We start from the raw sequence: 24,575 nt of genomic DNA, 5'->3' as shown, positions 1-24,575 counted from the left end.
AAACACTTAACAAATTTATGGAAATTAAATTTACTGGAGACTTTTTTCTGTTGCGAAAAAAGCTATTAACAACTATTATGAAAACGTTCATATACTTATTCTGTGCCATCTCGTTTGCATTTGTACCAAGCGAAGGAATGTCACAAAACTCAAAAATTAAAATAGATACAGATAAAACCATATCTGTAGAGCAAGTTTTTGATTTAATTAAAATGCAAACAGATTATACATTTGTTTACGAAAATAGTATTTTCAAAAAACTTCCAAAAGTTAACCTACATAAGGGTATTATCATTGTAAAAGATCTTTTAGATAAAAGCTTACAAGCAAGTAATGTTATTTATCAATTTAATAAAGATGGTTCAATTTTGCTAAAGAAAAAATCTGTTCAACAAAAGGTTTCAGGTGTTTTAGTTGATGATAAAGGCATGCCGATTATGGGGGCTTCTGTACGTGTAAAGGCTACAGGTATTGGTACTGCTACAGATTTTAATGGAGAATTTTCAGTGCCAGCTTCTAAAGGAGATGTATTGGTTTTTCAATCATTAGGTTTCGAATCTAAAGAAGTTGTGGTTGGTAGTTTGTTTGTTATAAAGGTAGTCTTGCAAGAATCATCAGAAAACTTAGCAGGAATTGTTATTACAACAGGTTACGACAAAATTAACAAGAAAAGTTTTACTGGAGCAGCAACAACCATTAAAGCAGCAGATTTAAAAATTGATGGTATTAATGATGTAAGTAGAATGTTAGAAGGTAAAGTAGCCGGAGTTATTGTACAAAACATTACCGGAACTTTTGGTGCTGCACCTCAAATTACTATTAGAGGTTCTTCTTCTGTATTTGGTAACAATAATCCATTATACGTTATAGACGGTGTGGTACAAGAAGATATTGTAGAGCAAGATTTAGATGCCTTAACTTCTGGAGATGCTTCTACTTTAATTAGTTCTTCTATAGCAGGTGTTAATGCTACAGATATAGAAAAAATAGATATTTTAAAAGATGCTTCTGCAACTTCTATTTATGGAGCAAGAGCAAGAAACGGAGTTGTAGTTATAACTACTAAAAGTGGTAAAAGAGAGAGCCCTTTAAAAGTAAGTTATACGTTAGAGCAAACGGTAAGAGATATTCCATCTTATTCTCAATATGATATTTTAGATTCTAAAGAAACCATTGGTATTTTAGAAGGTTTAAGAAGTCAAGGTTATTTAAGACTACCAGATGTTGGTAATTCTAGATTTTCTGGAGTATATGGTATTTTAGAAAAGAAAATTAATAGCTATTCTAATGGTGGTTTTGGGGTGCCAAATACAGTAGAAGGTAGAAGTGCTTTTTTAAAGGATTACGAGTTGGCAAATACCAATTGGTTTAAAAAATTGTTTAGACAATCTTTAATGCAAAATCACACGATTAACTTTACAGGAGGTGGAGAGAATAATTCTTTCTACGCATCTGTTGGTTTTTTACACGATCCGGGTTGGTCTGTTGCAGATAAAGTATCTAGAATTACAACTAACTTAAAGAATACATTTTACTTTTCAGATAAGTTTAATATTTCAATTGCTACAGTAGCATCTGTTAGAAAACAAAAAGCACCAGGTTCTTTTAATAGAGAGGCCAATGTTGTAGATGGTCAGTTTAGTAGAGATTTTGATATCAATCCGTTTAGTTACGCATTAAATACATCTAGAGCGTTAAGACCAAGAGATAATGATGGCAATTTAGAATACTACACCAATAATTGGGCTGACTTTAATATCTTAGAAGAATTAGAAAACAATACCTTAGATTTAGATGTAAAAGATATTCGCTTTCAACTAGATGCTTCTTATAAAATTTCAGACAATATTACATATGATTTAAATGCTTCTGCGAGATATGTAAATAGTGTTAGAGAACACCAAATTAGAGAAAACTCTAATGTTGTTAGAGCTTATAATGCAGACGAAACCACTGTAATAGCAAATGCAAATATCTTTTTATATACAGACCCAAACAATCCAGATGCTATTCCTATTTCTGTTTTTCCAGAAGGTGGTTTGTACCGTAAATTTGATAACAGTTTAACTTCATATTACGTAAGAAACAGTTTTCAATTAAAGAAAGATTTTAATCAAAAACATAATTTTAATGCTTTATTAGGTCAAGAATTAAGATATGTAGATAGAAATAACGAAAATTTTACGGGTTATGGCTTACAATATGAAAACGGTTATGTACCATTTACAGATGCTAGATTATTAGAAAAAGTAATTGCAGAAGGCGGAAACTATTTTGGGTTAGGTAGAGAAAGAGAAAGAACGGTTGCTTTTTTTGGTAGAACTACTTATACATATAATGATAAGTATGTTTTTTCTTTAACAGGAAGATATGATGGTTCTAATAGACAAGGTAGAAGTTCTAAATCTAGATGGTTACCTACAGGAACTGTAAGTGCTAAATGGAATGCAAGTGAAGAAGATTTTATACAAAAATCAAAAACCATTAACAACCTACAATTTAGAGCCTCTTATGGTTTAAGTGCTTCACCAGGTCCTGCTACGAACTCTTTGGCAATTTTTAGAAGTGAAATTACAGATAGATTAACACCTTCTGAAAGAGAAACATATTTAGATATTCAAGATTTAGAAAACTCTGAATTAACTTGGGAAAAACAACACGAATTAAATATTGGTGTAGACTTAGGGTTATTTAATAATAGAATTCAATTTACAGCAGACGTATATCAAAGAGATATTTTTGATAATATCGATTTTGTGAGAACTTCGGGTATTGGAGGAGAATTTTTTAAAACAGGAAATAATTCTGATACCACTCAAAAAGGAATCGAGTTTGCTTTAACATCAACCAACGTAAAAACAGATAATTTTAGTTGGACGTCTTCTTTAAACTTCTCTTTTTTCGATCAAGAAATAACAAAACTTCAAAATAAACCAAGAGTAATCGATGTTGTTGGACTTCAAGGAGGAAAATTAGAAGGATATCCAAATAACTCTTTGTTTTCTTTTCAATTCGATGGATTAAATTCAGACGGTATACCAACATTTATTTTACCAGAAGGAGATAACCCAGTTACAGATGTAGATTTTCAAGACAGTTCTAATATTACAGATTATTTAGTGTACAACGGTTCTGTGTTACCAAATATAGCGGGTGGTTTTTCAAATTCATTTAAATATAAAAATTGGGATTTAAATATGTTAATCACAGGTTCTGGTGGTAATGTAGTAAGGTTAAACCCAGCTTTAGATAACTTTTATTCTGGTACAAATGTATTTACAAAAAGTAGTATTAATAGATGGGTTTTACCTGGTGATGAAAATATTACCAATATTCCTAAAGTTATAGATGTTAGAGATAACAATATTTATGATACTAGCGATTTATCTAGAGCTTATAACGCTTATAATTTTTCTGATGCAAGAGTTGCCAATGGAGATTTTTTAAGAATGAAAAGCATTTCTTTAGGATACAGTTTTAGTAAAGATGTATTAGCTAAATTAAGTCTTTCTCATTTAAAACTTAAACTACAAGGAACCAACTTGTTTTTATTGTATTCAGATGATAGATTAAACGGACAAGATCCAGAATTTTATGGCACAGGTGGTGTTGCTTTACCTATAACCAGACAATTTACAATGTCTTTAAATATTGGACTATAAAATATATTACAATGAAAAAAATACAGAAAAATATTTTAAAAATAACCACAATTATATCTTTATTCTTACTAATTAGTTGTGATGATTATTTATCTGAATTACCAGATAATAGAGCAGAAATAGATTCTCCAGAAAAAATAAGTGCATTAGTTACTGGGGCTTATTCAATAGGAAACTATCAGTTAATGGCAGAAATAATGTCAGACAATGCTACCTCTAGATCTAATATTAGAAGTTACATAAATGTTTTAATAGGTGAGCAAATGTTTACTTGGGATACCAGTTTAGCAGAAGATCAAGATTCACCTACATTTTTTTGGTCTAATTCTTATGGAGCAATTGCACAAGCTAATCAAGCGTTGGTTTCTATAGAAGAATTAGAAGGTCAATTTAATTTAGATGCGCAAAAGGGAGAAGCTTTAATAGCAAGAGCGTATGCTCATTTTATGTTAGTTAATTTTTGGGGTAAACATTATAATCCTACTACTTCAGCATCAGATTTAGGAGTACCTTATGTAATTACACCAGAAACAACTTTAATACAAAGTTATACTAGAAATACGGTTGCAGAAGTGTATGATTTTATAGAAAAAGATCTATTAGAAGGTATCGACTTAATACAAGACAGAGAAAAAAATGCCAAATTTCATTTTTCTAAAGCAGCAGCAAATGCTTTTGCTGCTAGGTTTTATCAATATAAAGGAGAATGGGATGAGGTAATTTCTTACACCAATAAAATTATCACCAATCCGCAAGCACAGATAAGAGATTTGCTAGCGTATCAAGAATTATCGTATGCGCAAAGAGCGCTTCAATACAGTAGCTCTTTAGAAGATTCTAACATTCTTATTAGTTCTACATCATCTTGGTGGGGAAGAAATTTTTGGAGAACGAACTATGGTTTATCAAATATTAATTCTGATGCAATTTTTCAGGCAGACAATCCTTTTGGTAAAGGTTGGGCTTATGATATTTTTGGTTCTAGTGAAGGTTTTAACAACCCTAAGTTTGATGAGTATTTTAAGGTAACAAATCAATCTGCAGGAACCGGTAGAGGATATACTAGTTTGGTGTTATTTGGTAATGATGAAGCGCTTTTAAATAGGGCAGAAGCTTACGCTATGAAAGAAGATTATGCAAACTGTTTAAAAGATTTAAATGATTTTTTATCAAAGAAAACAGAAGGATATAATAGCAGTACAGATATTTTAACTGAAGAAATGGTTGTTAACTTATTTCCTGTAACTCCAGATGAATTAACGCCTTTTTACGGTTTTAAAGATGATAAACAAACCTCTTTTATCAATGCTATTTTAAAATTCAGACAAAAAGAATTTTATCACGAAGGGGTAAGATGGTTTGATGTAAGAAGATTTAACATTGCTATTAAAAGATATTATAGAAAAGATGATATCGATGTAGAATTAACTAAAGAAGATTTAAGAAAACAATTACAAGTCCCAGAATCTGCAATAAACTTTGGGCTAACACCTAATCCTAGATAATTATGAAAAAGATATATATATATGTAGCAGTTATAATTTTCGGAATTATTTCTGCCTGTACTAAAGATGATGATAAATTAACAGACAGTAACTTAAATACAGAAACGCCAAGTTTAAATACTACAGATCTGTGGTTAAGAGAAAACATTACCTATCCATATAATATTGATGTAAATTATTTATGGGACGAAGGGAGTGTAGATTTAGATAGATATTTATTTCCACCAACTTTAGATAAAGTAGTGCCTATTATGCAAGTTGTTAAAAAAGTTTGGATTGATACTTACTCGGAGTTAGGAGGTGAAGATTTTGTAAAAATAATAGCACCAAGAGAAATGGTGTTGGTTGGTGGTACAAATTTAAACCCAAGCGGAACAAGAACTTTAGGTTTTGCAGAAGGTGGAAAGAACATTGTGTTATTTGAAACGGATTTAGTAGATGTAAAGAATAAAAGCCAAGTAACAAGGTTTATTCAAACAATTCAGCATGAATATACACACATTTTAAATCAACAAGTTCGTTATGATGAAGAAGCTTTTAAACAAATAACACCTAGTGGTTATACGGCACAATGGTTTAATCCTGCAGATGAAGAAGAGCGATTTGATATTGCCAATAGTCTTGGTTATATAACGGATTATGCGAGGCTTAATGAAAATGAAGATTTTGCAGAAATGGTAGAAACTATTCTTACCAACAATGCAGAAGATTACCAGGAAATTTTAGATAATATTAAGGCTAAGATAATAAGTAATGCTGTTTCTAATGCTTTATCTAATCTAGGTTCTGGAGCTACGCAAGCAGAAATAGATGCAGCAACTCAAGGTGCTACTATTACAGCAACGCCACAAGCAGAAAATGCTGTAGCACTGATAAAAGCAAAAGAAGCAATTGTAGCAGAATACTTTAAGAAATCTTTTAATATAGATTTATATGAATTACAACAATTAGCTACAGATAATATTTTAGAAGCAATTAAATAATACTAAGAACATGAAAAATTTTAAAATAAATAGATATCAATTAATTTTAGCTTTTTGTCTTGTAGTGTTTAACAGCTGTCAAGATAATAGCGACCCAGAACTGTTGTTTGATGATGTACCAACAGTTAGAATAGAAAAGAGTATTTCAGAATTAAAAACAGCTTTACAAGACTCAGAAAATGGATGGAAAACAACTTATTTTACTGATGATTCAGAACTAGGAGGTTTTACTTTTCTTTTCGACTTTATTAGTGATTCCGAAGTAATTATGGATTCTGATTTTGGAACCCCAGACGTTACTGTTACGAGTTTGTATGATATTACATTGGGTTCTACCATTAAGCTTACGTTTACATCAAAAAATGTAATTCATGAGCTATCTGACTCCAATAATTACCCTGATGATGATCTTAGAGGGCAGGGTTATAAAGGTAGTTTTGAGTTTTTATACTTTAAAACAGTGGGAGAAGAGATTTTTTTTAAATCGAATAGAGATCGAGATATTATTATTAGTTTCTCTAAAGCATCTAAAGAAGATTGGACTAGTTTAACAACTCAAAATAGGTCAATGTTAGAAACAAATATTCCAATAGACCCATTAAAATCTGTTTTTAGAAATTTAACTTTAGAAAGCGGAGGTAACACTACTTTATATAGTTTTTCTTTTAATGAGGCTAGAAGGTATGCTACGGTTACAGCAATCAGTAAAGACGCTGCAAAAACAGACCTAAGCTTTGGTCTTGCGCCTACACCTACTGGCTTTGTTGTTAGTCCAGCGATAGAAATAGATAATGTAACTTTAGATGAGTTTATTTATAGTGTAGATAATGACGAGTTTGTTGCTGAGGTTGATGGAGTTAAAATGACTTTAAATTATGCTGATGAATTAAGTTTTTTATTGCCATTTTATGATTTTGGAAATGAATCAAGAGGAAATAATAACATGAGGCTATATAGAACTAACTTACCTAACTCGGATTTATCTAGTGAAAATTTTATAAACTTTTATAAAGAATGGGAAGCACATTTTACAGCTACTCAAAGTGGTAGAACGGTTACAAGAGTATACTTGTATAATTTAGATACTAGTGATAATTCTTTTGTTCAAGTACGTTATTTGTCTAGTGGAAATACATATAGTTTAAACTTTGGTTTTACATATACGGTAACTGAAGACGCTACTGGTAATAAAATTTATAAATTAACAGAAACGATACCAGTTAATACGACTAGAAGAGCAGGGGTATTGCCTTTATTAGAGTTTTTATTTAGAGATAGTGGTTTCTATGTACAAAAAATGGTAGATTTTAATGCAAATCAAAACACCTTAGGTTTAATTCCTGTTGATGATACTACTATGCTTGCTCAGTGGTATGACTTTTAATAATTTTGTTCCCCAATTTTAATTATTATCTAGAAATGAACCTTTTTTTGATTAAAAAGGTTCATTTTGTTTTTTAGAAGTAACAATTAAACCATGCTATTTTATAGTTTTATGATATAAAAAAAGGTTATCATTATTGCTTTCGCAGTAATGATAACCTTTAATATATTATATACTTAGACTCTAAGTTTAGATTTTTTTTTAAAATAGTAAACCTCTAATTCAACATTTTCCAAAGTTTGTCTTTCAATTCTTGCAAGCCTTTTTGAGCAACGGAAGAAATAAATATAGCTTCTACACCTTTTGGTAAATCTGCTTTTATTTCTGCTTCTAGCTCTTCATCTAACATATCTGTTTTAGAAATAGCTAATAAACGATCTTTGTCTAACAATTCTGGATTGTGTTTTTTAAGCTCGTTTAAAAGAATTTCATATTCCTTGTTAATATCATCACTATCTGCAGGAACTAAGAATAACAGCGCCGAATTACGTTCTATATGACGTAAAAAACGATGTCCTAATCCTTTTCCTTCAGCAGCACCTTCTATAATTCCAGGAATATCTGCAATTACAAACGTTTGATGATTTCTATGTTCTACAATTCCTAAATTTGGTTTTAAAGTAGTAAAAGCATAATCTGCAATTTTTGGTTTCGCAGAGGTTAATACAGATAATAAAGTAGATTTTCCTGCATTAGGGAAACCAACCAAACCAACATCTGCCAATAGTTTTAATTCCATTCTAAACCAACCATCAAAACCATCCATTCCTGGTTGTGCGTATCTTGGTGTTTGATTTGTAGAAGATTTAAAGTTCCAGTTTCCTAGACCTCCTTTTCCTCCACGTAATAAAACTACTTCTTTTTGATGTTCTGTAATTTCTATAATTACTTCGTCAGTATCAGCATCTTTAATAATGGTACCTAAAGGCACATCAATATAAATGTCATCTGCATCTGCACCAGAACTTCTACTAGCACTTCCGCCACCACCACTTTCGGCTCTAAAATGACGTTTAAATTTTAGATGAAACAACGTCCACATATTTTTATCACCACGTAAAATAATGTGTCCTCCACGTCCACCATCTCCACCGTCAGGTCCACCTTTGGTAATATACTTTTCTCTATGTAAGTGCATAGAACCTTGTCCGCCTTTACCAGAAGAAGCGTATATTTTTATGTAATCGACAAAATTTCCTTCAGTCATAATTCTTGTTTAATCGTGTAAATGTTTAAATGTTTAATTGCCCTATGTAATATACGTTTAAAGGTTACACAGTTAAACAATTACACAGTTACACATTTTATAAAGTATCAAATACTTTTGCAATTCTTTGTGTAATTTCTTCAATAGAACCCAAACCATTAACTCCATAGTATTTATTCTGAGCTTCAAAATAATCTTTTAAAACAGCTGTTTTGGTATTGTATTCATTAAAACGGTTTCTAATTTTACTTTCGTCAGTATCATCTGTTCTTCCGCTTGTTTTTCCTCTTTCTAATAAACGAGTTACTAAAGCATCTTCAGGAACTTCTAAAGCTACCATTCCGTTTATTTGTTCACCTTTTTCAGCTAAAAAAGCATCTAATGCTTCTGCTTGAGATTCTGTTCTAGGGAAACCATCAAAAATAAAGCCATTAGCATCAGCTTTTTTTTCAACTTCTGCTTTTAGCATATTTATAGTTACTTCATCCGGAACTAAATCTCCTTCATCCATATATTTTTTAGCTAACAAACCTAATTCAGTTTTATTTTTAATGTTAAAACGGAATACATCTCCTGTAGAGATATGCACCAAGTTGTACATGTCCTTTAAAAAATCTGCTTGTGTTCCTTTCCCTGCACCTGGAGGGCCAAATAATACGATGTTTTTCATTTTAGGTTGTGTTGATAATTGATAAATTGCGGGGTAGTTTCTTCCCAAACCATTATAATCTAATCCGTAACCAACAATAAATTTATCTTCAATTCCTTTTCCGATATAATCGATTGGTAGTTCTTTTCTAAATACGTCTGGTTTAAAAAATAACGTTGCAACTTTTAATTGTTTTAAATTTTTATCTCTAAAGATATTATAAATTTCTTGAAGAGTGTTCCCTGTATCTATAATATCTTCTAATATAATTACAGTTCTTCCTGTTAAATCTTCATTAATACCTACTAATTGTTTTACGTTTTCTGTAGAAGTAGTCCCGCTATAAGAAGCTAATTTTACAAAAGAAACCTCACAATCTCCATTAAATTCTCTAACAAAGTCTGCTGCAAATAAAAAGCATCCATTTAAAATTCCTACAAAAATAGGAACTTCTCCTTTAGGTAAGTCTTGTTTTACTTGTACTGCTAATTGCTTTACGATTACTGCAATTTCTTCCTTAGTAATAAAAGGTTTAAAATATAGATCTTGAAGTTTTATAATACTCATTAGATTGTTGTTTTTAATAGCTATTTGTTGAATGAAAAAACCGTTTTTAATCTGATTCACAAATTAAAAACGGTTTTAATATATCTATAAATAAATTTAATTATTTTTTTCTTCTTTTTTAGAAGTATCAAACATAATTGGTGTTGCCACAAATAATGATGAATAAGTACCTACTACTACACCAATAATTAAGGCAAACATAAATCCTTTAATAGAGTCCCCTCCAAATAAGAAGATTGCTAACATTACTAATAATGTTGTTAAAGATGTATTTATAGTTCTACCTAAAGTAGAGCTTAATGCTTTGTCTACAACTTCGCTGTATTTCCAATTAGGATGTGTTCCTGTAAACTCTCTAATTCTATCGAAAATAACCACAGTATCATTCAGAGAGTATCCAACTACGGTTAGAATTGCCGCAATAAATGATTGACCTATTTCCATATCAAAAGGCATAAAGCTGTATGTAATAGAGAATACACTTAATACAATTAAAACATCATGGAAAACGGCAGTTACAGCCCCAATAGAGAAAGATACCTTTCTAAAACGTAATAAGATGTATAAGAAAACAACTAATAATGATCCAAATACCGCATATAATGCTGATGTTTTAATATCATCTGCAATAGTTGGCTCTACTTTCATATAACTCATTACACCAGAACCTTCTTTTTCGAAACCTGGTTTAAAATCTTCATAAGTAGTTGTTCCTAAATAAGATTTTAATCCTGTAAATAATGCACTTTGAACTTGGTCATCTACATCTTGTCCATCTTCATCAATTTTATAAACAGTTGTTATTTTTAATTGACGATCAGAACCGTATGTTTTTACTTCTGGAGCTGTACCAAAAGCATCTTTTAAAGTTGAAGCAACTTCTGTAGCATTCATGCTTTGATCGAAACGAACAACGTAAGAACGTCCTCCTTTAAAATCTACACCTTGCTTTAATCCGATAGAGAAAATAGAAACAATACCTGCAATAATTATAGCACCAGAAACGATGTAAGCAATTTTACGTTTTCTTAAGAATTCTATATTTATGTTTTGGAACCATCCTTTAGATATAGAAGTGTTAAATGTTAATTTACCACCTTTATCAATAGATCTGTCAATTAATAAACGAGTAATAAATACCGCTGTAAATAATGACGTTGCAATACCAATCATTAATGTTAAAGCAAAACCTTTAATTGGTCCTGTACCAAAAACATATAAAATAACACCTGTTAAAAGCGTTGTAATATTTGCATCTATAATTGCAGATAAAGCTCCTTTAATAGAGAACCCTTCTTCTACAGATTGTTTTAATCCTTTCTTAATACCTAAACTTTCCTTAATCCTTTCAAAGATAATTACGTTTGCATCTACAGACATACCAATGGTTAAGATAATACCTGCAATACCAGGCAATGTTAACACGGCGTTGAAAGAAGCTAATATTCCGAAGATAAATAAGATGTTTACTGCTAAAGCGATGTCTGCATATAAACCAGCTTTACCGTAGTATAAAACCATCCAAACTAAAACTAATAAAATAGCTAATCCAAAAGATTGAATACTATGATCTATAGATTCTTGCCCTAAAGATGGTCCAACAACTTCTGCTTGAATAATTCTTGCAGCTGCAGGTAATTTACCAGCTTTTAAAACGGTAGCAATATCTTCTGCTTCTGTAATAGTCATACTTCCACCTGAGATAGAAGTTCTACCTCCAGGAATAACTGCATTTACAGAAGGAGCAGTGTATACATAGTCATCTAAAACAACAGCTACAAAATTACCAACATTATCTGCGGTCATTTTAGCCCATTGCTTAGTACCAGAACTATTCATAGTCATACTAACTTCTGGTTTGTTTAATTGGTCAAATACTTGAGAAGCATCTAAAATTACATCGCCTTCTATAGTTGCAACATCATTTCTGTTCGATTTTATAGCATATAAGTTAATTAGCTCAGTTCCGTCTGTACCTTTGTTTGATTTGTAATCCCATAAGAATTTAACATACTTTAATTCGTTAGGCAATAAAGCTTTTACGTCTTTTCTGCTTAATAAATCATTTACCATAGCAGTATCTAACACTCTAGCTTGTCCTACTAAAGAACTCATTTGTTGTTGAGATTGTGCTACGTTAGGAAATAAATAAGTGAAAAGGTTTTTTTGATTTACATCTGTAGAATCGATTGATTCACCTAATAAATCATCAATATCGTCTGTTTTAGTTGAATCGATTACTTTTTCTGCAGCACTGTTGTCTTTTAAGATTTCAGCGATTTTAGCATTTGCAGTAAAAAAGTAATTCTGAACTTCTGCATTGGTATAAACTTCCCAAAACTGTAATTCTGCTTTACTTGTAATTAAACGAGTAACACGCTCAATATCTTTAGCTCCTGGTAATTCAATTTGAATTCTACCAGAATTTCCAATTCTTTGAATGTTAGGTTGTGTAACACCAAATTTGTCAATTCTACTTCTTAATACTTCAAAAGCAGTACCAATAGAACTGTTAATTTCTTCTTGTAAAGTTGCTTTTACCGTAGCATTTGCTTCGTTAAAAGTAATTTTTTCGCTTAAAGCTTTTGTTCCAAAAATAGAAGGATCACTTAATTTAGTGTCTCCAGCAACTTTTTCAAACTCTTCAAAAAATAAGTCTAAATAAGTAGCATTACTACTTTTTTGAGCTTCATCAGCAGCGTCTAATGCTTGGTTAAAAGCAACGTTTTTAGAGTCGTTAGCTAAGCTTTTTAAAACTTCTTTTACAGATACTTGTAAAATAGCGTTAATACCACCTTTTAAATCTAGACCAAGATTCATTTCTTTGTCTTTTACATCATTGTAGCTGTAAGAGGCAATACCTAAGTTAATAATCTCTTGGTTTGCAACACTGTCTAAGTACTTTCTCTCAAAAGTAGCTTTTTGTCTTGCATCAATATTATCACCTTTGCTCTCAGCGTAAGCTACAGCGTCATCTTCAACCTTAGTGGCTAAAAATGTAAATGATAATTGGTATAAACTTACTATTCCAAAAAGGATAGCAAATAACTTTATAAGTCCTTTGTTTTGCATTTTATAATTATTTTATTGTCTAGGTTTTTAAAAAACGAGCAAATATATAGTTTCTCGTAAAATCTGACAATTATTTTTGTTGATTGTTTTTTGTAATTATGAGTTTGGTACTCATGATTTTAAAGAGGTTATAAAAAAGTGTAAATGATTACATTTTTTATATAAGGAAGCTTCTGGGACCTGCTCTAACTTCTGGTTCGTTGTAAGATGTTTTATCCTTTATAAAAGGATTTGTTTTATGAACTTTATAAGTAGTTTTAAAAAGTTGATTTTCTTTGTTTTGGTCTGCTTTTTTTAGGAAAGCAAATGAATTGTAATTGGTTATTTTGTCTAAATTATATTTAAGTTCTATGACAAAATGAAAATCAGAATTAGAAATGTCAGATTTGTTTGTAATTTCATGAATATCAATATTGTATTTGTAAGAGTTTTCATCTCTTTCTTTTTGATCATGATCTCCATTTAAAACTAACGTATGTTTCTTAGTAAGTTTTTTCTTGATTTTATCAATATGAAAATTACTGTAATAAGAAATTTTTAAAGTTCCGCTGTCTGTTTCATTAATTTTAATATTTGAAACACCAATTTTTAGTAGCTTTTCTTTTACGTCAGCAATGGTACTTTCAATATCTTTTTTGTCAATTTTAACATCAACAAACTTAAGCACTATTTCTTGATTGGGTAAAGTAACCTCTTCATGAAATGCTCCGAAACAAATAAATAGTAAGAATAAAGTACCGATGTACCATTTTGTTCTCATGTGTCAAATATATAAAAAAGATTGCTTTATCGTTCTGTAATAAAGAATCTAATTTAATTTTATTGATAGGAACTTCAACTGATTATAATGTAAATTTCAATACAAGGTAATTGTCATATTTTTATGTGTTTTGTTTAGTTGTTTATTACTTTGTTTTCTAGTTTTTTATAATGTATTAGACTTAATATTGTGCTTTTGTTTTATTTCTTAGAATAGCATCATTATATTGTTCTGTTCTTATAATGTTTTGAGTTTATTAATTGTGTTTTATGTGTGATAATTGTGTTTTGTTTGCGAATTTCTTAATAATTTTAATATAATTGTAATTATTTGATTGTTTTAATAATTTAAAAGGTTTTATTTATTGATTTGATTGTTGTATAATTTAAGTATGTTTGTTATTATATGGTAACCCCCAAAAATATTATATCAATTGAGTGCTCTTTCCCCTTTAAAGCCTTACTTATTTTTTCGTTTTCTTAAAAAAAAATAAGTATAAAGACGCAAGTTATTTTTATAGGTCTTTTTTTAGTATTAAAAATATTAACTATTATTTATTGTTGTTTGAAGAACTTAAACGAAAGAAGGTAGTTACTACTGAAAATGAAATTTTTTTTACTTCTAAGTTTAAATTTGGTAGTACAATTAGAAGTGTTAAAAGTGGTCTTAAAGATGATTTTCATACTGTTAAAACGCTTTGTGGTACAGTAATTTTATATTCTAAAACTATAATTGGAAGTGACAAAGTGATCTTGGAACTTCATTTTTATAAAAAAAAGTTAGTTCTTTTTAGGTATACTTTTTCTAATATGAATAATAAAAGAAAAATTGAAAGTATCTTAAGGGAAAAATATTTGAATATTGATTCTAATATTTGTTTTTCAGAGTCTGCTATTAATGATTCTCATGGTAATTCTATCTTTGTAGATGATAAGGTTAATTTTTCTGTATTATACTTTTCTTTCAATTTTGAGTTTCATGATTATATTATGAATCTTAAAAAAATAAATGAAGAAAAGATTCTTGCTGAAAAATTAAACTGGAAGGCAGAAATTATGAAAAGGCTTTAATGCTATTCTTTTTTATTGAATAGAAAAACTGGGTGTCTATTTATAGTTTATGGTTGTTATTCATTTTTTAAAATGAGTGTAATACTCAATCTTATTTCCCCATAAGAAACCTCTTCGTTTAGTTTTTCGAAAATGGGTTTCAATGCTACTTTACGGTCTAATTCATTAAAAGCAATTCGTACTTTATCTACAACTTTTGTATCTACAAGTTTTTCTAATTCCACCTCTTTTCCCTCTATATACAATTGAGAAAGATGTGAAAAAATAGTAGTGATAGATAAGTTTCTTTTTTCTGCAATTTCTGAAACATTTAAACCTTCTTGGTATAAATTAAAGGTGTGTTGTATTGTACTAACTTTTCTAGCTTTTGCCACGCTTTTGAATTTACGAATTACGCTCATAAATTCTTCTCCATATTTTTCCATTTTGTTCATCCCAACTCCAGAAATAGCTAAAAATTCATTTTCGGTTGTTGGTAGTTCACTTGCCATTAATTTTAATGTTTTGTCATTAAAAATGATGTATGCAGGCATGTTTTCTTCTTTAGCAATGGTGTATCTTATCTTTTTAAGTTCTGTAAATAAGTCTTTATTTGCTTCACTTCCAATAGTTGCTTTTACAGTTTTTGTTTTCTTCTTTTTATCATCTGAAGTTAGAGGTGTTGTTAGTCGTATTGTTTTTTCTCCTTTTAAAACTTTCCACCCGATGGGTGATATTTTTAAAGCAGAATTTTCGCTATACATGATTTCTATCAAACCTTGGTTTGCCATTTGAATTACATAATCTCGCCAATCAAAAAAACTAACATCTTTTCCTATTCCGTATGTTTTTAGATTATAATACTGTTTGGAATGGATATCTGCATTGTTACTTCCTCTTAAGACATTAATTAACATGGTTATTCCGTCTTTTTCTTTCATTCTTGCAATTCCAGAAAGTGCTTTTTGTGTTATAACAGTGCCTTCAAAATCTTTAGGAGGATTTTCGCAAACATCACAATTGCCACAATTTTCTGTGAGATGCTCTCCAAAATAGGATAATAATATTTTTCTTCTACACGATTTAGCTTCTGCAAATTGAAGCATTCTGTTTAATTTTTCTTTTTGCATATCGCTATTTGCGCCACCATCAGCAAATTGGCTGTATAGCACAAAATCTCTCATGTTGTAGTACAAAATAGTTTCTGATGGCAATCCGTCTCTTCCTGCTCTTCCTATTTCTTGATAATAGCCTTCTAAGTTTTTTGGTAAATTATAATGAATTACAAAACGAACATTCGATTTGTCAATCCCCATTCCAAAGGCAATCGTAGCTACAATTATTTTAGTATCGTCATTTATAAAATCAGTTTGTGTTTTTTCTCTTTCTTCATTATTCATTCCCGCATGATAAAATGCTACAGAATGACCTCTTTGCTTAAGATGACTCGCTACTTCTTCGGTGTTTTTTCTACTTAAACAGTAAATAATACCACTTTGTTCTTTTCGTCGTTCTATAAAACTGCCGATTTCTTGTAGCTTTCTCTGTTTTGGAACCTGACCTCTAACTTCTATACTTAAGTTTTTTCGATCAAAAGAAGAGATAAATAATTTAGAGTTTGTTAAGCCCAATTGTTCTTCAATGTCTTTTCTTGCAGATTTATCCGCAGTAGCGGTTAAAGCCATAAAAGGTACTTGCGGTAAAGAGTTTCTAAAGACTTTTAGTTGTGTATACTCAGGTCTAAAATCGTGTCCCCACATACTAACACAATGTGCTTCATCAATAGCAACTAATTTTATGTTTAATTCTTTTAGCCAAGTATTGCTTACGGATATTAGTTTTTCTGGAGATAAATACAATAATTGTAACTCTCCATTTATTGCTCTACCAATTACATCGTTTTCTTCTTGCGGAGAAATGGAACTATTAAAAAAATCTGCTTTTATTCCGTTAGATTTTAGTGCTTGTACTTGGTCTTTCATTAATGAAATCAATGGTGAAACTACGATGGTAATTCCATTGAAAACCAATGCAGGGATTTGGAAACAAATTGATTTTCCTCCACCTGTAGGCATTAATACAAAACTGTCTTTTCCGTCTATGGTTCTGTTAATAATTTCTTCCTGTAAAGGACGAAAGTTGTCGTAACCGTATACGTTTTTTAAAAGGGTATGAGTTTGATTTTTCACTTTTTCAACAATTGGGGCTCAAATATACGGGTTTAGATATTTGTAAAGTAATATCTATTTGGTTTCCTAGTAAAGATGGGGTAGAAGTAGAAGGATGAAAAAAAAGCCCCAAAGAATTTCTTTGAGGCTTTAAGTACTATTGTTTTTTGTAAAAAGTCTACAAAACGACTTTTTATAATTCTAATAATCCGTTAGTTGCTTTAACACCTTTTGCAGATTCTGCTAATTTTGCTTTTTCAGCATCTGTTAAGCTAATTTCAACAATTTTTTCAATTCCGTTAGCACCTAATACGCAGGGTACACCAATTGATAAATCGCTTAAACCAAATTCACCTTCTAATAAAGCAGAACAAGGGAATATTTTTTTAGTATCACAGGCAATTGCTTGTACCATTGCAGAAACTGCTGCACCAGGAGCATACCAAGCAGAAGTACCTAATAAACCAGTTAAGGTTGCGCCACCAACTTTAGTGTCTTGTACAATTTTATCCATACGTTCTTCAGATAAAAATTCTGAAACAACAACACTATTTCTTGCTGCTTTTCCTATTAATGGCACCATACCAGTATCTGAGTGACCACCAATTACCATACCGTCAACATCAGAGATAGGAGCACCTAGAGCTTCTGCTAATCTGTATTTAAAACGAGCAGAATCTAAAGCACCACCCATTCCAATAATTTTATTCTTTGGTAACCCAGTAGTTTTGTGAACTAAATAGGTCATAGTATCCATAGGATTAGAAACTACAATAATAATTGTGTTTGGAGAATGTTCAATTAAATTAGCTGAAACTGTTTTTACAATTCCTGCATTGATACCAATTAATTCTTCACGAGTCATTCCTGGTTTACGTGGAATACCAGAGGTAATTACACAAACATCAGAATTAGCTGTTTTAGAATAGTCGTTTGTACTTCCTGTAATTTTTGTGTCAAAACTGTTTAAAGAAGCGGTTTGCATTAAATCCATTGCTTTACCTTCTGCAAAACCTTCTTTAATGTCTAAAATAACAACTTCGGATGCAAAATCCTTAATTGCGATGTATTCTGCACAACTTGCGCCTACTGCACCTGCTCCTACTACTGAAACTTTCATATATATAATTTTTAAGATTTATAATGTATTTGATCTCTAACAAAAGTACGAAAATTACTTAAGGTTTTAGTTCTAAAAAAGTAAAAAGACACCCTATAGAAGTGTCTTTTTACGAAAAGGATTTCGACTCTTTTTATCTAAAACTAAATGCAATACCTGCATTTACTGTGTTGTATTCTTGTAGTGTGTAACTTCCAAAAATCTTAAAGAATCCTAAGCTTAATCTTGTACCAATAGTCGTTCTAAAACCACTTGCATCGAATTTAGAGTTTATCGGGTCTGTAACTTCTCTTGTCTGATTTAGATTATAGTTTAAGGTATAATCTCCAAGCATATTAAGAGTAGAACTTCCTGAGCCATAACCTACGCCTCCATAAAAGTTGATGATTGGGAAGTTTACAGATGCTATTGCTTGCACGGTGTAAGAATCTAATTTAAATTGAGCTATTCCATTATTAACAGTTATTTCTGGGCTAGATTCTATGTTATAATCTACCTTCATTGTTGTGTAAGCTGCTAGTAGAGATATGTGTAAAGGTGTTTTTCCTATTGGTCCAAACCAATCAGTGATTTCTTTTTTTAAACCAACACCTAAAAGGCTTCCTTTTACGTCGTCATCACCTACTTTAGGTACTAATCGTAAACTTACTTCAAATTTTGCAGGCAAACCTAAACTTAATTGAACGGCAGGAGCAGGAACGGCACTTAATGGCAAGCTTTCTTTTATTCCTCCTGGAGCATTAAAGGTTGTGATGTAGTTGATGCCTCCTTCTTGTATTTCTACTGAAGTAAGTGGTGTTGTATCTTCTGAGCCAGCAACGGTAGCTGCTGTAATGTTTCCTCCATTTAATTTATTAATAGAAGTTAATCCAGATAAAGTGAACATTTCATCTTTTTCTGGAACTAATGACGCGTTTAAGCCAATTGAAATATCGAACCCAAATTTCTTGTGTACTTTTGCGGTATGGTACCAACCATTGTTCATGCCGTAAATTAATCCTTTCATTGCTGGGCTAATGTAAGCTTCAATCAATTGTCCTCGATCATTGTTATCGGCTAAAAGATAACCTTCAAAACCATCTTGTGCTTTTGCGTTAAATGTAAATGCAAATACGCAGGTAAAAATTAAAATGCTTTTTTTCATTGGTTGTGGCTTTGTTTGTAAATGGTTAAAGTTCTGTTAAAGTCATTGCTAAAATAAATAAAATTATCAATAAACAAAGGTTACTGATATTTTAATACTTCAAAAAGGGGAAAAATACTTATAGATGAGTATGTGTAAAACATATGAAGTATGAGTGTTTTACGGTCAAAAAAAATACACATTCCTAATTGTTAGAAATGTGTATTTTATAAATTTATTTAGATGGAAGCTTTATACGTCTATGTTTGCGTATTTAGCATTTCTTTCTATAAAATCTCTACGTGGTGGTACTTCGTCTCCCATTAACATAGAGAAAACTCTGTCTGCCTCAGTTGCGTTATCTATAACAACTTTACGTAACGTTCTAAATTCAGGATTCATTGTAGTGTCCCAAAGTTGGTCTGCGTTCATTTCCCCAAGACCTTTATAACGTTGTATACTTACAGAACCGCCCATGTTTTGTGCAATGATATCACGTTGATTGTCATCCCAAGCATATTCTCTTTTCTGACCTTTTTTAACTAAATATAAAGGAGGAGTAGCAATGTAAATATAACCTTGCTCTACCATTGCTCTCATGTATCTAAAAAAGAACGTTAATATTAAGGTAGCAATATGCGAACCATCTACATCGGCATCACACATAATAACTACTTTATGGTAACGAACTTTAGATAAGTTTAAAGCTCTTGGGTCTTCTTCTGTACCAATAGAAACACCTAAAGCGGTAAACATGTTTTTGATTTCTTCGTTTTCAAAAACTTTATGTTGCATTGCTTTTTCCACGTTCAAAATCTTTCCACGTAGTGGCAAAATTGCTTGAAAGTTTCTATCTCTACCTTGTTTTGCTGTTCCACCCGCCGAATCTCCCTCAACTAAGAAAATTTCACATTGTGCTGGGTCGGTTTCTGAACAGTCAGATAATTTACCAGGTAAACCACCAATAGACATTACCGTTTTACGTTGTACCATTTCTCTGGCTTTACGTGCTGCGTGTCTAGCGGTTGCTGCTAAAATTACTTTTTGAACAATTGTTTTTGCGTCGTTAGGATTTTCCTCTAAATAATCAGTTAACATTTCTGAAACTGCTTGAGATACAGCAGAAGTAACTTCTCTGTTTCCTAATTTTGTTTTTGTTTGTCCTTCAAATTGTGGTTCTGCAACTTTTACAGAAACGATTGCTGTTAGTCCTTCACGGAAATCATCTCCAGCAATTTCGAATTTTACATTTTTAAGTAGTCCAGATTCATCTGCATACTTTTTTAACGTACTTGTTAAACCACGTCTAAAACCAGATAAATGTGTTCCTCCTTCGTGTGTATTAATGTTATTTACATAAGAGTGTAAATTTTCTGCATAAGAGGTGTTGTAAACCATGGCAACTTCAACAGGTATTCCGTTTTTTTCACCTTCCATTGCAATAACATTGGCAGTTAATTGCTCTCTGGTAGAATCTAAATATCTAATAAATTCTGGTAAACCTTCATCAGAATGAAAAACTTCAGAAATAAAGTTTCCTTCATCATCTGTACTACGTTTATCTGTTAAGGTAATTGTAATTCCTTTATTCAAGAAAGCCAATTCACGCATACGAGTTGCTAACGTATCGTAATTATATTCTGTAGTTTGTTTAAAGATAGATTTGTCTGGTAAAAAGGTAACAATTGTACCTGTAAAATCTGTTTCTCCAATCGTTTTAACTGGATATAATGCTTTACCTTGAGAATATTCTTGTCTCCAAACTTTTCCTTCTTTATGAACCGTGGCTACTAAAAGGTCAGAAAGTGCGTTCACACAAGAAACACCAACACCGTGTAAACCACCAGAAACTTTATAAGAATCTTTGTCGAATTTACCACCAGCACCAATCTTTGTCATTACTACTTGTAGTGCAGAAACGCCTTCTTTTTGGTGAATTCCAACAGGAATTCCACGTCCATTATCTTTAGTGGTAATAGAATTGTCTTCATTTATTGTAACATCAATTGTATCACAATAACCACCCATTGCTTCATCAATAGAATTATCTACAACTTCATATACTAAATGGTGTAAACCACGTATACCTACGTCTCCAATATACATGGAAGGACGCATTCTAACATGCTCCATTCCTTCCAGTGCCTGAATACTGGAAGCATCATATTCTTTTTTAATTTCTTCGCTCATTATATAAAAGTAAATTAATGTTTTTTAGATTGATGAAATTCAGCTTCGAAAAGTGAAATTCATAATCTCAAATTTACAATTTATAAAGTATTTTTAAAAGCTTTTTAGTGATTTTAGCTTAAAATTATCAACATTTATTAATTTCATAAAAGTGCTTTAAATCGCTTAAAAATGATGTTAAATTAAAATTTGATGTTTTTTGTTTTAATATCAAGTTTAGAAAATTTTAAAATCGCTTAAAACTTTTGTTTTAAAACTACAAAATAGCAGACATTCTTCGTTTGAAGGAATGTTAGTGTGATATTAAGGTGTTATGGATGTGTGTAAGTTAAGTTTATGATTCTTGGTTTAAAGTAGCTTATTTTACTGTTAAATTGATTAATAATTTATAAATCAGTAATTAATCTAAAAGTTTTTTTTCTGATAAAGGTAAACAATATTAATATTCTGAAACCTTGGTGTTATTGTTTTGTAAATTATCTGTATAGAATAGGTTCTAATGATTAAAAAAGTAACGTTTGTATGATTTTAAGTTAATAAGAGTCTCGGTTTACGATGATAAATTTGTGATTCAAATTAATTATAAACTCATAAAACAATGTTTTCAAAAATTGTACTTACATTTTTAACACTTTTTAGTTTAATTAGTATAAATGCCCAAGATATAGGTGTCCTAAAAGGAACTATTACTACAGAACAAGGAGAGCCTATAATGGGAGCAAATGTGCATATTAAAAAAATAGCTAAAGGAACAACTTCAGATGAAAATGGAGAATTTATATTAGAAAAAATTGCAAATGCTTCTTACGTTGTTGAGGTTTCATATTTAGGGTACAATACAATTATTAAAAATGTAGTTATTAATAAGGTAGAAACTATTCAAAACTTTGTTTTAAAAGAAAGTGCTTATCAGTTAGAAGGTGTTGTGGTAACATCTCAAAAAAGAGAACAAAAAAATAAAGATGTGCCTATTGCAATTACCTCTTACGGAACAGATTTTTTAGAAAATCAAGGAACGTTTGAGTATGATGCTTTATCGGAATATGTACCAGGTTTTCAAGTGCAAATTCAGAGTGTTAACAACCCAGGGATTGTGGTTAGAGGAATTACAAGTGATAGTGGGGATTCTAGGGTAGAACCAAGGGTTTCTATTTTTCAAGATGGAGTTTCAATTAGTAAATCTAGAGGTTCTGTGGTTGAATTATACGATATAGAACGTGTAGAAGTTTTAAAAGGACCTCAAGGAACATTGTTTGGTAGAGGTGCTCAAATTGGCGCAATGCATATCATTCAAAATAAAGCAAAAAATGAAACGTCTGGTGCTGTAAAATTAGGGTATGGCAACTTTAATCAGTTTTTGGCAACAGGACATTATAATGCTCCTTTAGTAGACGATAAATTATTTTTTAGAGCTGCTGCAATTTATAATAAAAGAGATGGTTATATCGAAAACCTTTCTGGTGGAGATTTAAACGGAAAAGAAACTGTTGCTTTTAGAACCTCATTTAGATATTTATTAAATGATGATACTACTTTAGATGTAATTGCAAACTGGCAACAAGATACACCTCCGGGAACTTCTTTTAAAAGTGGGACTTATGCACCATTAGGTGGAGATACAAACCCAAATACTTTTGCAGATTTAGAAAGAGGAGAAGAGTTAGGTTTGGATAGAACTGTTTGGGGTGTTACTGCAATTTTAAAACATGATTTAAATGATGTTTGGGATGTTACTGCTACTTCTGCGTATAGAAAATTTAATTCTGATGAAGCTTTTGATGCAGACGGAACTGCAGCTCCTGCTTTATTTTTTCATGAGATATCAGAAGGGGAGCAATTTAGTCAAGAGGTTAGGTTTAACTTTGATACTGATGATAAATTTAGAGGTTTTTTTGGAGGAAATTTCTTTTACGAAAAAGGATCACAAAGAGTGCCTTGGGAATATAATGAGCAAAGTGTAGCAATGTTATTTTTAAATCCGGAAGCTTTATTAATTAGTGGTGTACCAACATTATTACCAAATATACCAAACGATCCAGCTACTTTTGGACCACTTGCAGGTGCTCCGTTAAATTCTTTTAATACTGAATCAAATACTAATTTTGGAGAAAATTATTCTGGAGATGTTTTTGCTGATGCTTCTTATGATTTCACTGATAAATTATCTGTTACTTTAGGATTAAGAGCTACTTGGGAAAACATTAATGCAGGGTATCAAGTAACAGATTCAGAAACCCCTTCTGTTTTAGGACACTTATTAGGTAGTTATCCAAATGTGTTGTTTGCATCAACAAACGGAGAAAAAATAGAAGCTAGTGAAAACTTTTTGTCAGCTGTTGGACGTTTTGCCTTAAATTATGATGTAAATGATAATATTACATTATTTGGTACGGCAGCTCGAGGGAGAAGGCCAAATGTTATTAATGTAACGGCAACAGAAACAAATGTATTATCAGATGAGACAGTTTGGTCTTATGAGGTAGGTGCAAAATCATTGTTTTTAAATAATAAATTACAATTTGATGTAAATGCGTATGTGTATGAGTATTCAAATTTTCAAACAACTATTTCTAAATTTGAAGATGGAGTCTTAACAGCAACGCCAGAAGATAGTGGAAGTGCAAGTTCTTTTGGTTTTGAAACGGCTATGCAATATGCGTTTTCAAAGACATCAAGCTTTTTTGCAAATTATAGTTATATAGATGCTTCTTTTGATGACGAAGACTCTAATGGAAATGCTCAAGCTTTAGCAGGAAATACATTTAGATTAACACCTAAGAATTCCTTTTCTGCAGGATTTAATATCAACATAGATGCAACTAAAAACTTAAGCTACTTTTTTAGACCTACTTATACATATAAGTCTAAAGTATTTTTTGAAGAAACAAATTTGCCAGATATTTCTCAAGATGGGTACGGGATCTTAAATTTTAAAACAGGTCTTGTAATTAACAAAGATTACGAACTTACTTTTTTTATGAACAATGCTTTAGATAAAGAGTTTATTGTTGATGCAGGTAATACAGGTGGTGCTTTTGGTATACCAACTTTTATTGCTGGGGCACCAAGATTTTTTGGAGTACAAGTAAAAGCGAACTTTTAAGAACGCTTATAATTCATTAGAAAAGCTATCTAA

General features: G+C 31.0%; 14 protein-coding genes. 6 read left to right on the top strand and 8 right to left on the bottom strand.

Annotated elements, in window-relative coordinates; all coding sequences use genetic code 11:
* Positions 1–77 precede the first annotated feature (77 nt).
* From H0I28_RS09440 to H0I28_RS09425, 4 genes are read left to right on the top strand one after another with little or no spacing between them, the layout of a single operon-like run.
* Complete coding sequence (locus H0I28_RS09440) at positions 78–3,662, top strand: SusC/RagA family TonB-linked outer membrane protein (RefSeq protein ID WP_254712760.1); 3,585 nt, start codon at positions 78–80, stop codon at positions 3,660–3,662.
* An 11-nt stretch (positions 3,663–3,673) separates the two neighbouring features.
* The gene (locus H0I28_RS09435; RefSeq protein WP_218731222.1) at positions 3,674–5,167 is read left to right on the top strand and encodes a RagB/SusD family nutrient uptake outer membrane protein; all 1,494 of its coding nucleotides are present in this window, start codon (positions 3,674–3,676) and stop codon (positions 5,165–5,167) included.
* Positions 5,168–5,169: 2 nt separating this feature from the next.
* Positions 5,170–6,150, top strand: a complete 981-nt coding sequence (locus H0I28_RS09430) for a substrate import-associated zinc metallohydrolase lipoprotein (protein ID WP_218731221.1) — start codon at positions 5,170–5,172, stop codon at positions 6,148–6,150.
* Positions 6,151–6,160: 10 nt separating this feature from the next.
* Entirely contained in the window at positions 6,161–7,534 is a 1,374-nt protein-coding gene (locus H0I28_RS09425; protein ID WP_218758935.1) for a DUF4302 domain-containing protein, read from the top strand.
* A 217-nt stretch (positions 7,535–7,751) separates the two neighbouring features.
* On the opposite strand, the gene obgE is transcribed toward H0I28_RS09425, so the two are convergent.
* The 4 genes from obgE to H0I28_RS09405 form a co-directional block, all read right to left on the bottom strand.
* The gene (gene obgE / locus H0I28_RS09420; protein ID WP_165732521.1) at positions 7,752–8,741 is read right to left on the bottom strand and encodes a GTPase ObgE; all 990 of its coding nucleotides are present in this window, start codon (positions 8,739–8,741) and stop codon (positions 7,752–7,754) included.
* Positions 8,742–8,838: 97 nt separating this feature from the next.
* A complete protein-coding gene (locus H0I28_RS09415) occupies positions 8,839–9,957 on the bottom strand; it encodes an adenylate kinase (protein WP_218758934.1) in 1,119 nt (372 codons plus the stop codon).
* 96 nt (positions 9,958–10,053) lie between these two features.
* Positions 10,054–13,029 carry a protein translocase subunit SecDF gene (gene secDF / locus H0I28_RS09410; protein ID WP_218758933.1) on the bottom strand — a complete coding sequence of 992 codons (2,976 nt, stop codon included), beginning with the start codon at positions 13,027–13,029 and terminating at the stop codon, positions 10,054–10,056.
* A gap of 157 nt (positions 13,030–13,186) precedes the next feature.
* Positions 13,187–13,789: a hypothetical protein gene (locus tag H0I28_RS09405; protein ID WP_218758932.1), complete on the bottom strand. Its 603-nt coding sequence runs from the start codon at positions 13,787–13,789 to the stop codon at positions 13,187–13,189.
* 560 nt (positions 13,790–14,349) lie between these two features.
* On the opposite strand from H0I28_RS09405, the gene H0I28_RS09400 reads away from it, so the two are divergent.
* Positions 14,350–14,859: a hypothetical protein gene (locus H0I28_RS09400; protein ID WP_218754271.1), complete on the top strand. Its 510-nt coding sequence runs from the start codon at positions 14,350–14,352 to the stop codon at positions 14,857–14,859.
* A 56-nt stretch (positions 14,860–14,915) separates the two neighbouring features.
* On the opposite strand, the gene recQ is transcribed toward H0I28_RS09400, so the two are convergent.
* The 4 genes from recQ to gyrB form a co-directional block, all read right to left on the bottom strand.
* Positions 14,916–17,027, bottom strand: coding sequence for a DNA helicase RecQ (recQ, locus tag H0I28_RS09395; RefSeq protein ID WP_218758931.1), 2,112 nt, complete (start codon positions 17,025–17,027; stop codon positions 14,916–14,918).
* A gap of 172 nt (positions 17,028–17,199) precedes the next feature.
* Positions 17,200–18,126, bottom strand: coding sequence for a malate dehydrogenase (locus H0I28_RS09390; RefSeq protein ID WP_218731214.1), 927 nt, complete (start codon positions 18,124–18,126; stop codon positions 17,200–17,202).
* Between the two features lie 133 nt (positions 18,127–18,259).
* Positions 18,260–19,270, bottom strand: coding sequence for a DUF6588 family protein (locus H0I28_RS09385; RefSeq protein ID WP_218758930.1), 1,011 nt, complete (start codon positions 19,268–19,270; stop codon positions 18,260–18,262).
* 231 nt (positions 19,271–19,501) lie between these two features.
* On the bottom strand, positions 19,502–21,439 hold the full coding sequence (gyrB, locus tag H0I28_RS09380; protein WP_218731212.1) for a DNA topoisomerase (ATP-hydrolyzing) subunit B: 1,938 nt from the start codon (positions 21,437–21,439) through the stop codon (positions 19,502–19,504).
* Positions 21,440–22,037: 598 nt separating this feature from the next.
* Between gyrB and H0I28_RS09375 the strand changes: the two genes are divergently transcribed.
* The gene (locus tag H0I28_RS09375; RefSeq protein ID WP_218758929.1) at positions 22,038–24,542 is read left to right on the top strand and encodes a TonB-dependent receptor; all 2,505 of its coding nucleotides are present in this window, start codon (positions 22,038–22,040) and stop codon (positions 24,540–24,542) included.
* Positions 24,543–24,575: the final 33 nt, after the last annotated feature.

This window comes from Polaribacter sp. AHE13PA (genome assembly GCF_019278505.1).
In the GTDB taxonomy this organism is placed as follows: Bacteria; Bacteroidota; Bacteroidia; order Flavobacteriales; family Flavobacteriaceae; genus Polaribacter.
This window is presented reverse-complemented; position numbering and strand designations above follow the sequence as displayed.

Bases quoted from the DNA above. Each gene is read 5' to 3' on its own strand.
- H0I28_RS09440 (WP_254712760.1), top strand. From the start codon at position 78: ATGAAAACGTTCATATACTTATTCTGTGCCATCTCGTTTGCATTTGTA.
- H0I28_RS09435 (WP_218731222.1), top strand. From the start codon at position 3,674: ATGAAAAAAATACAGAAAAATATTTTAAAAATAACCACAATTATATCT.
- H0I28_RS09430 (WP_218731221.1), top strand. From the start codon at position 5,170: ATGAAAAAGATATATATATATGTAGCAGTTATAATTTTCGGAATTATT.
- H0I28_RS09425 (WP_218758935.1), top strand. From the start codon at position 6,161: ATGAAAAATTTTAAAATAAATAGATATCAATTAATTTTAGCTTTTTGT.
- obgE (WP_165732521.1), bottom strand. From the start codon at position 8,741: ATGACTGAAGGAAATTTTGTCGATTACATAAAAATATACGCTTCTTCT.
- H0I28_RS09415 (WP_218758934.1), bottom strand. From the start codon at position 9,957: ATGAGTATTATAAAACTTCAAGATCTATATTTTAAACCTTTTATTACT.
- secDF (WP_218758933.1), bottom strand. From the start codon at position 13,029: ATGCAAAACAAAGGACTTATAAAGTTATTTGCTATCCTTTTTGGAATA.
- H0I28_RS09405 (WP_218758932.1), bottom strand. From the start codon at position 13,789: ATGAGAACAAAATGGTACATCGGTACTTTATTCTTACTATTTATTTGT.
- H0I28_RS09390 (WP_218731214.1), bottom strand. From the start codon at position 18,126: ATGAAAGTTTCAGTAGTAGGAGCAGGTGCAGTAGGCGCAAGTTGTGCA.
- H0I28_RS09385 (WP_218758930.1), bottom strand. From the start codon at position 19,270: ATGAAAAAAAGCATTTTAATTTTTACCTGCGTATTTGCATTTACATTT.
- gyrB (WP_218731212.1), bottom strand. From the start codon at position 21,439: ATGAGCGAAGAAATTAAAAAAGAATATGATGCTTCCAGTATTCAGGCA.
- H0I28_RS09375 (WP_218758929.1), top strand. From the start codon at position 22,038: ATGTTTTCAAAAATTGTACTTACATTTTTAACACTTTTTAGTTTAATT.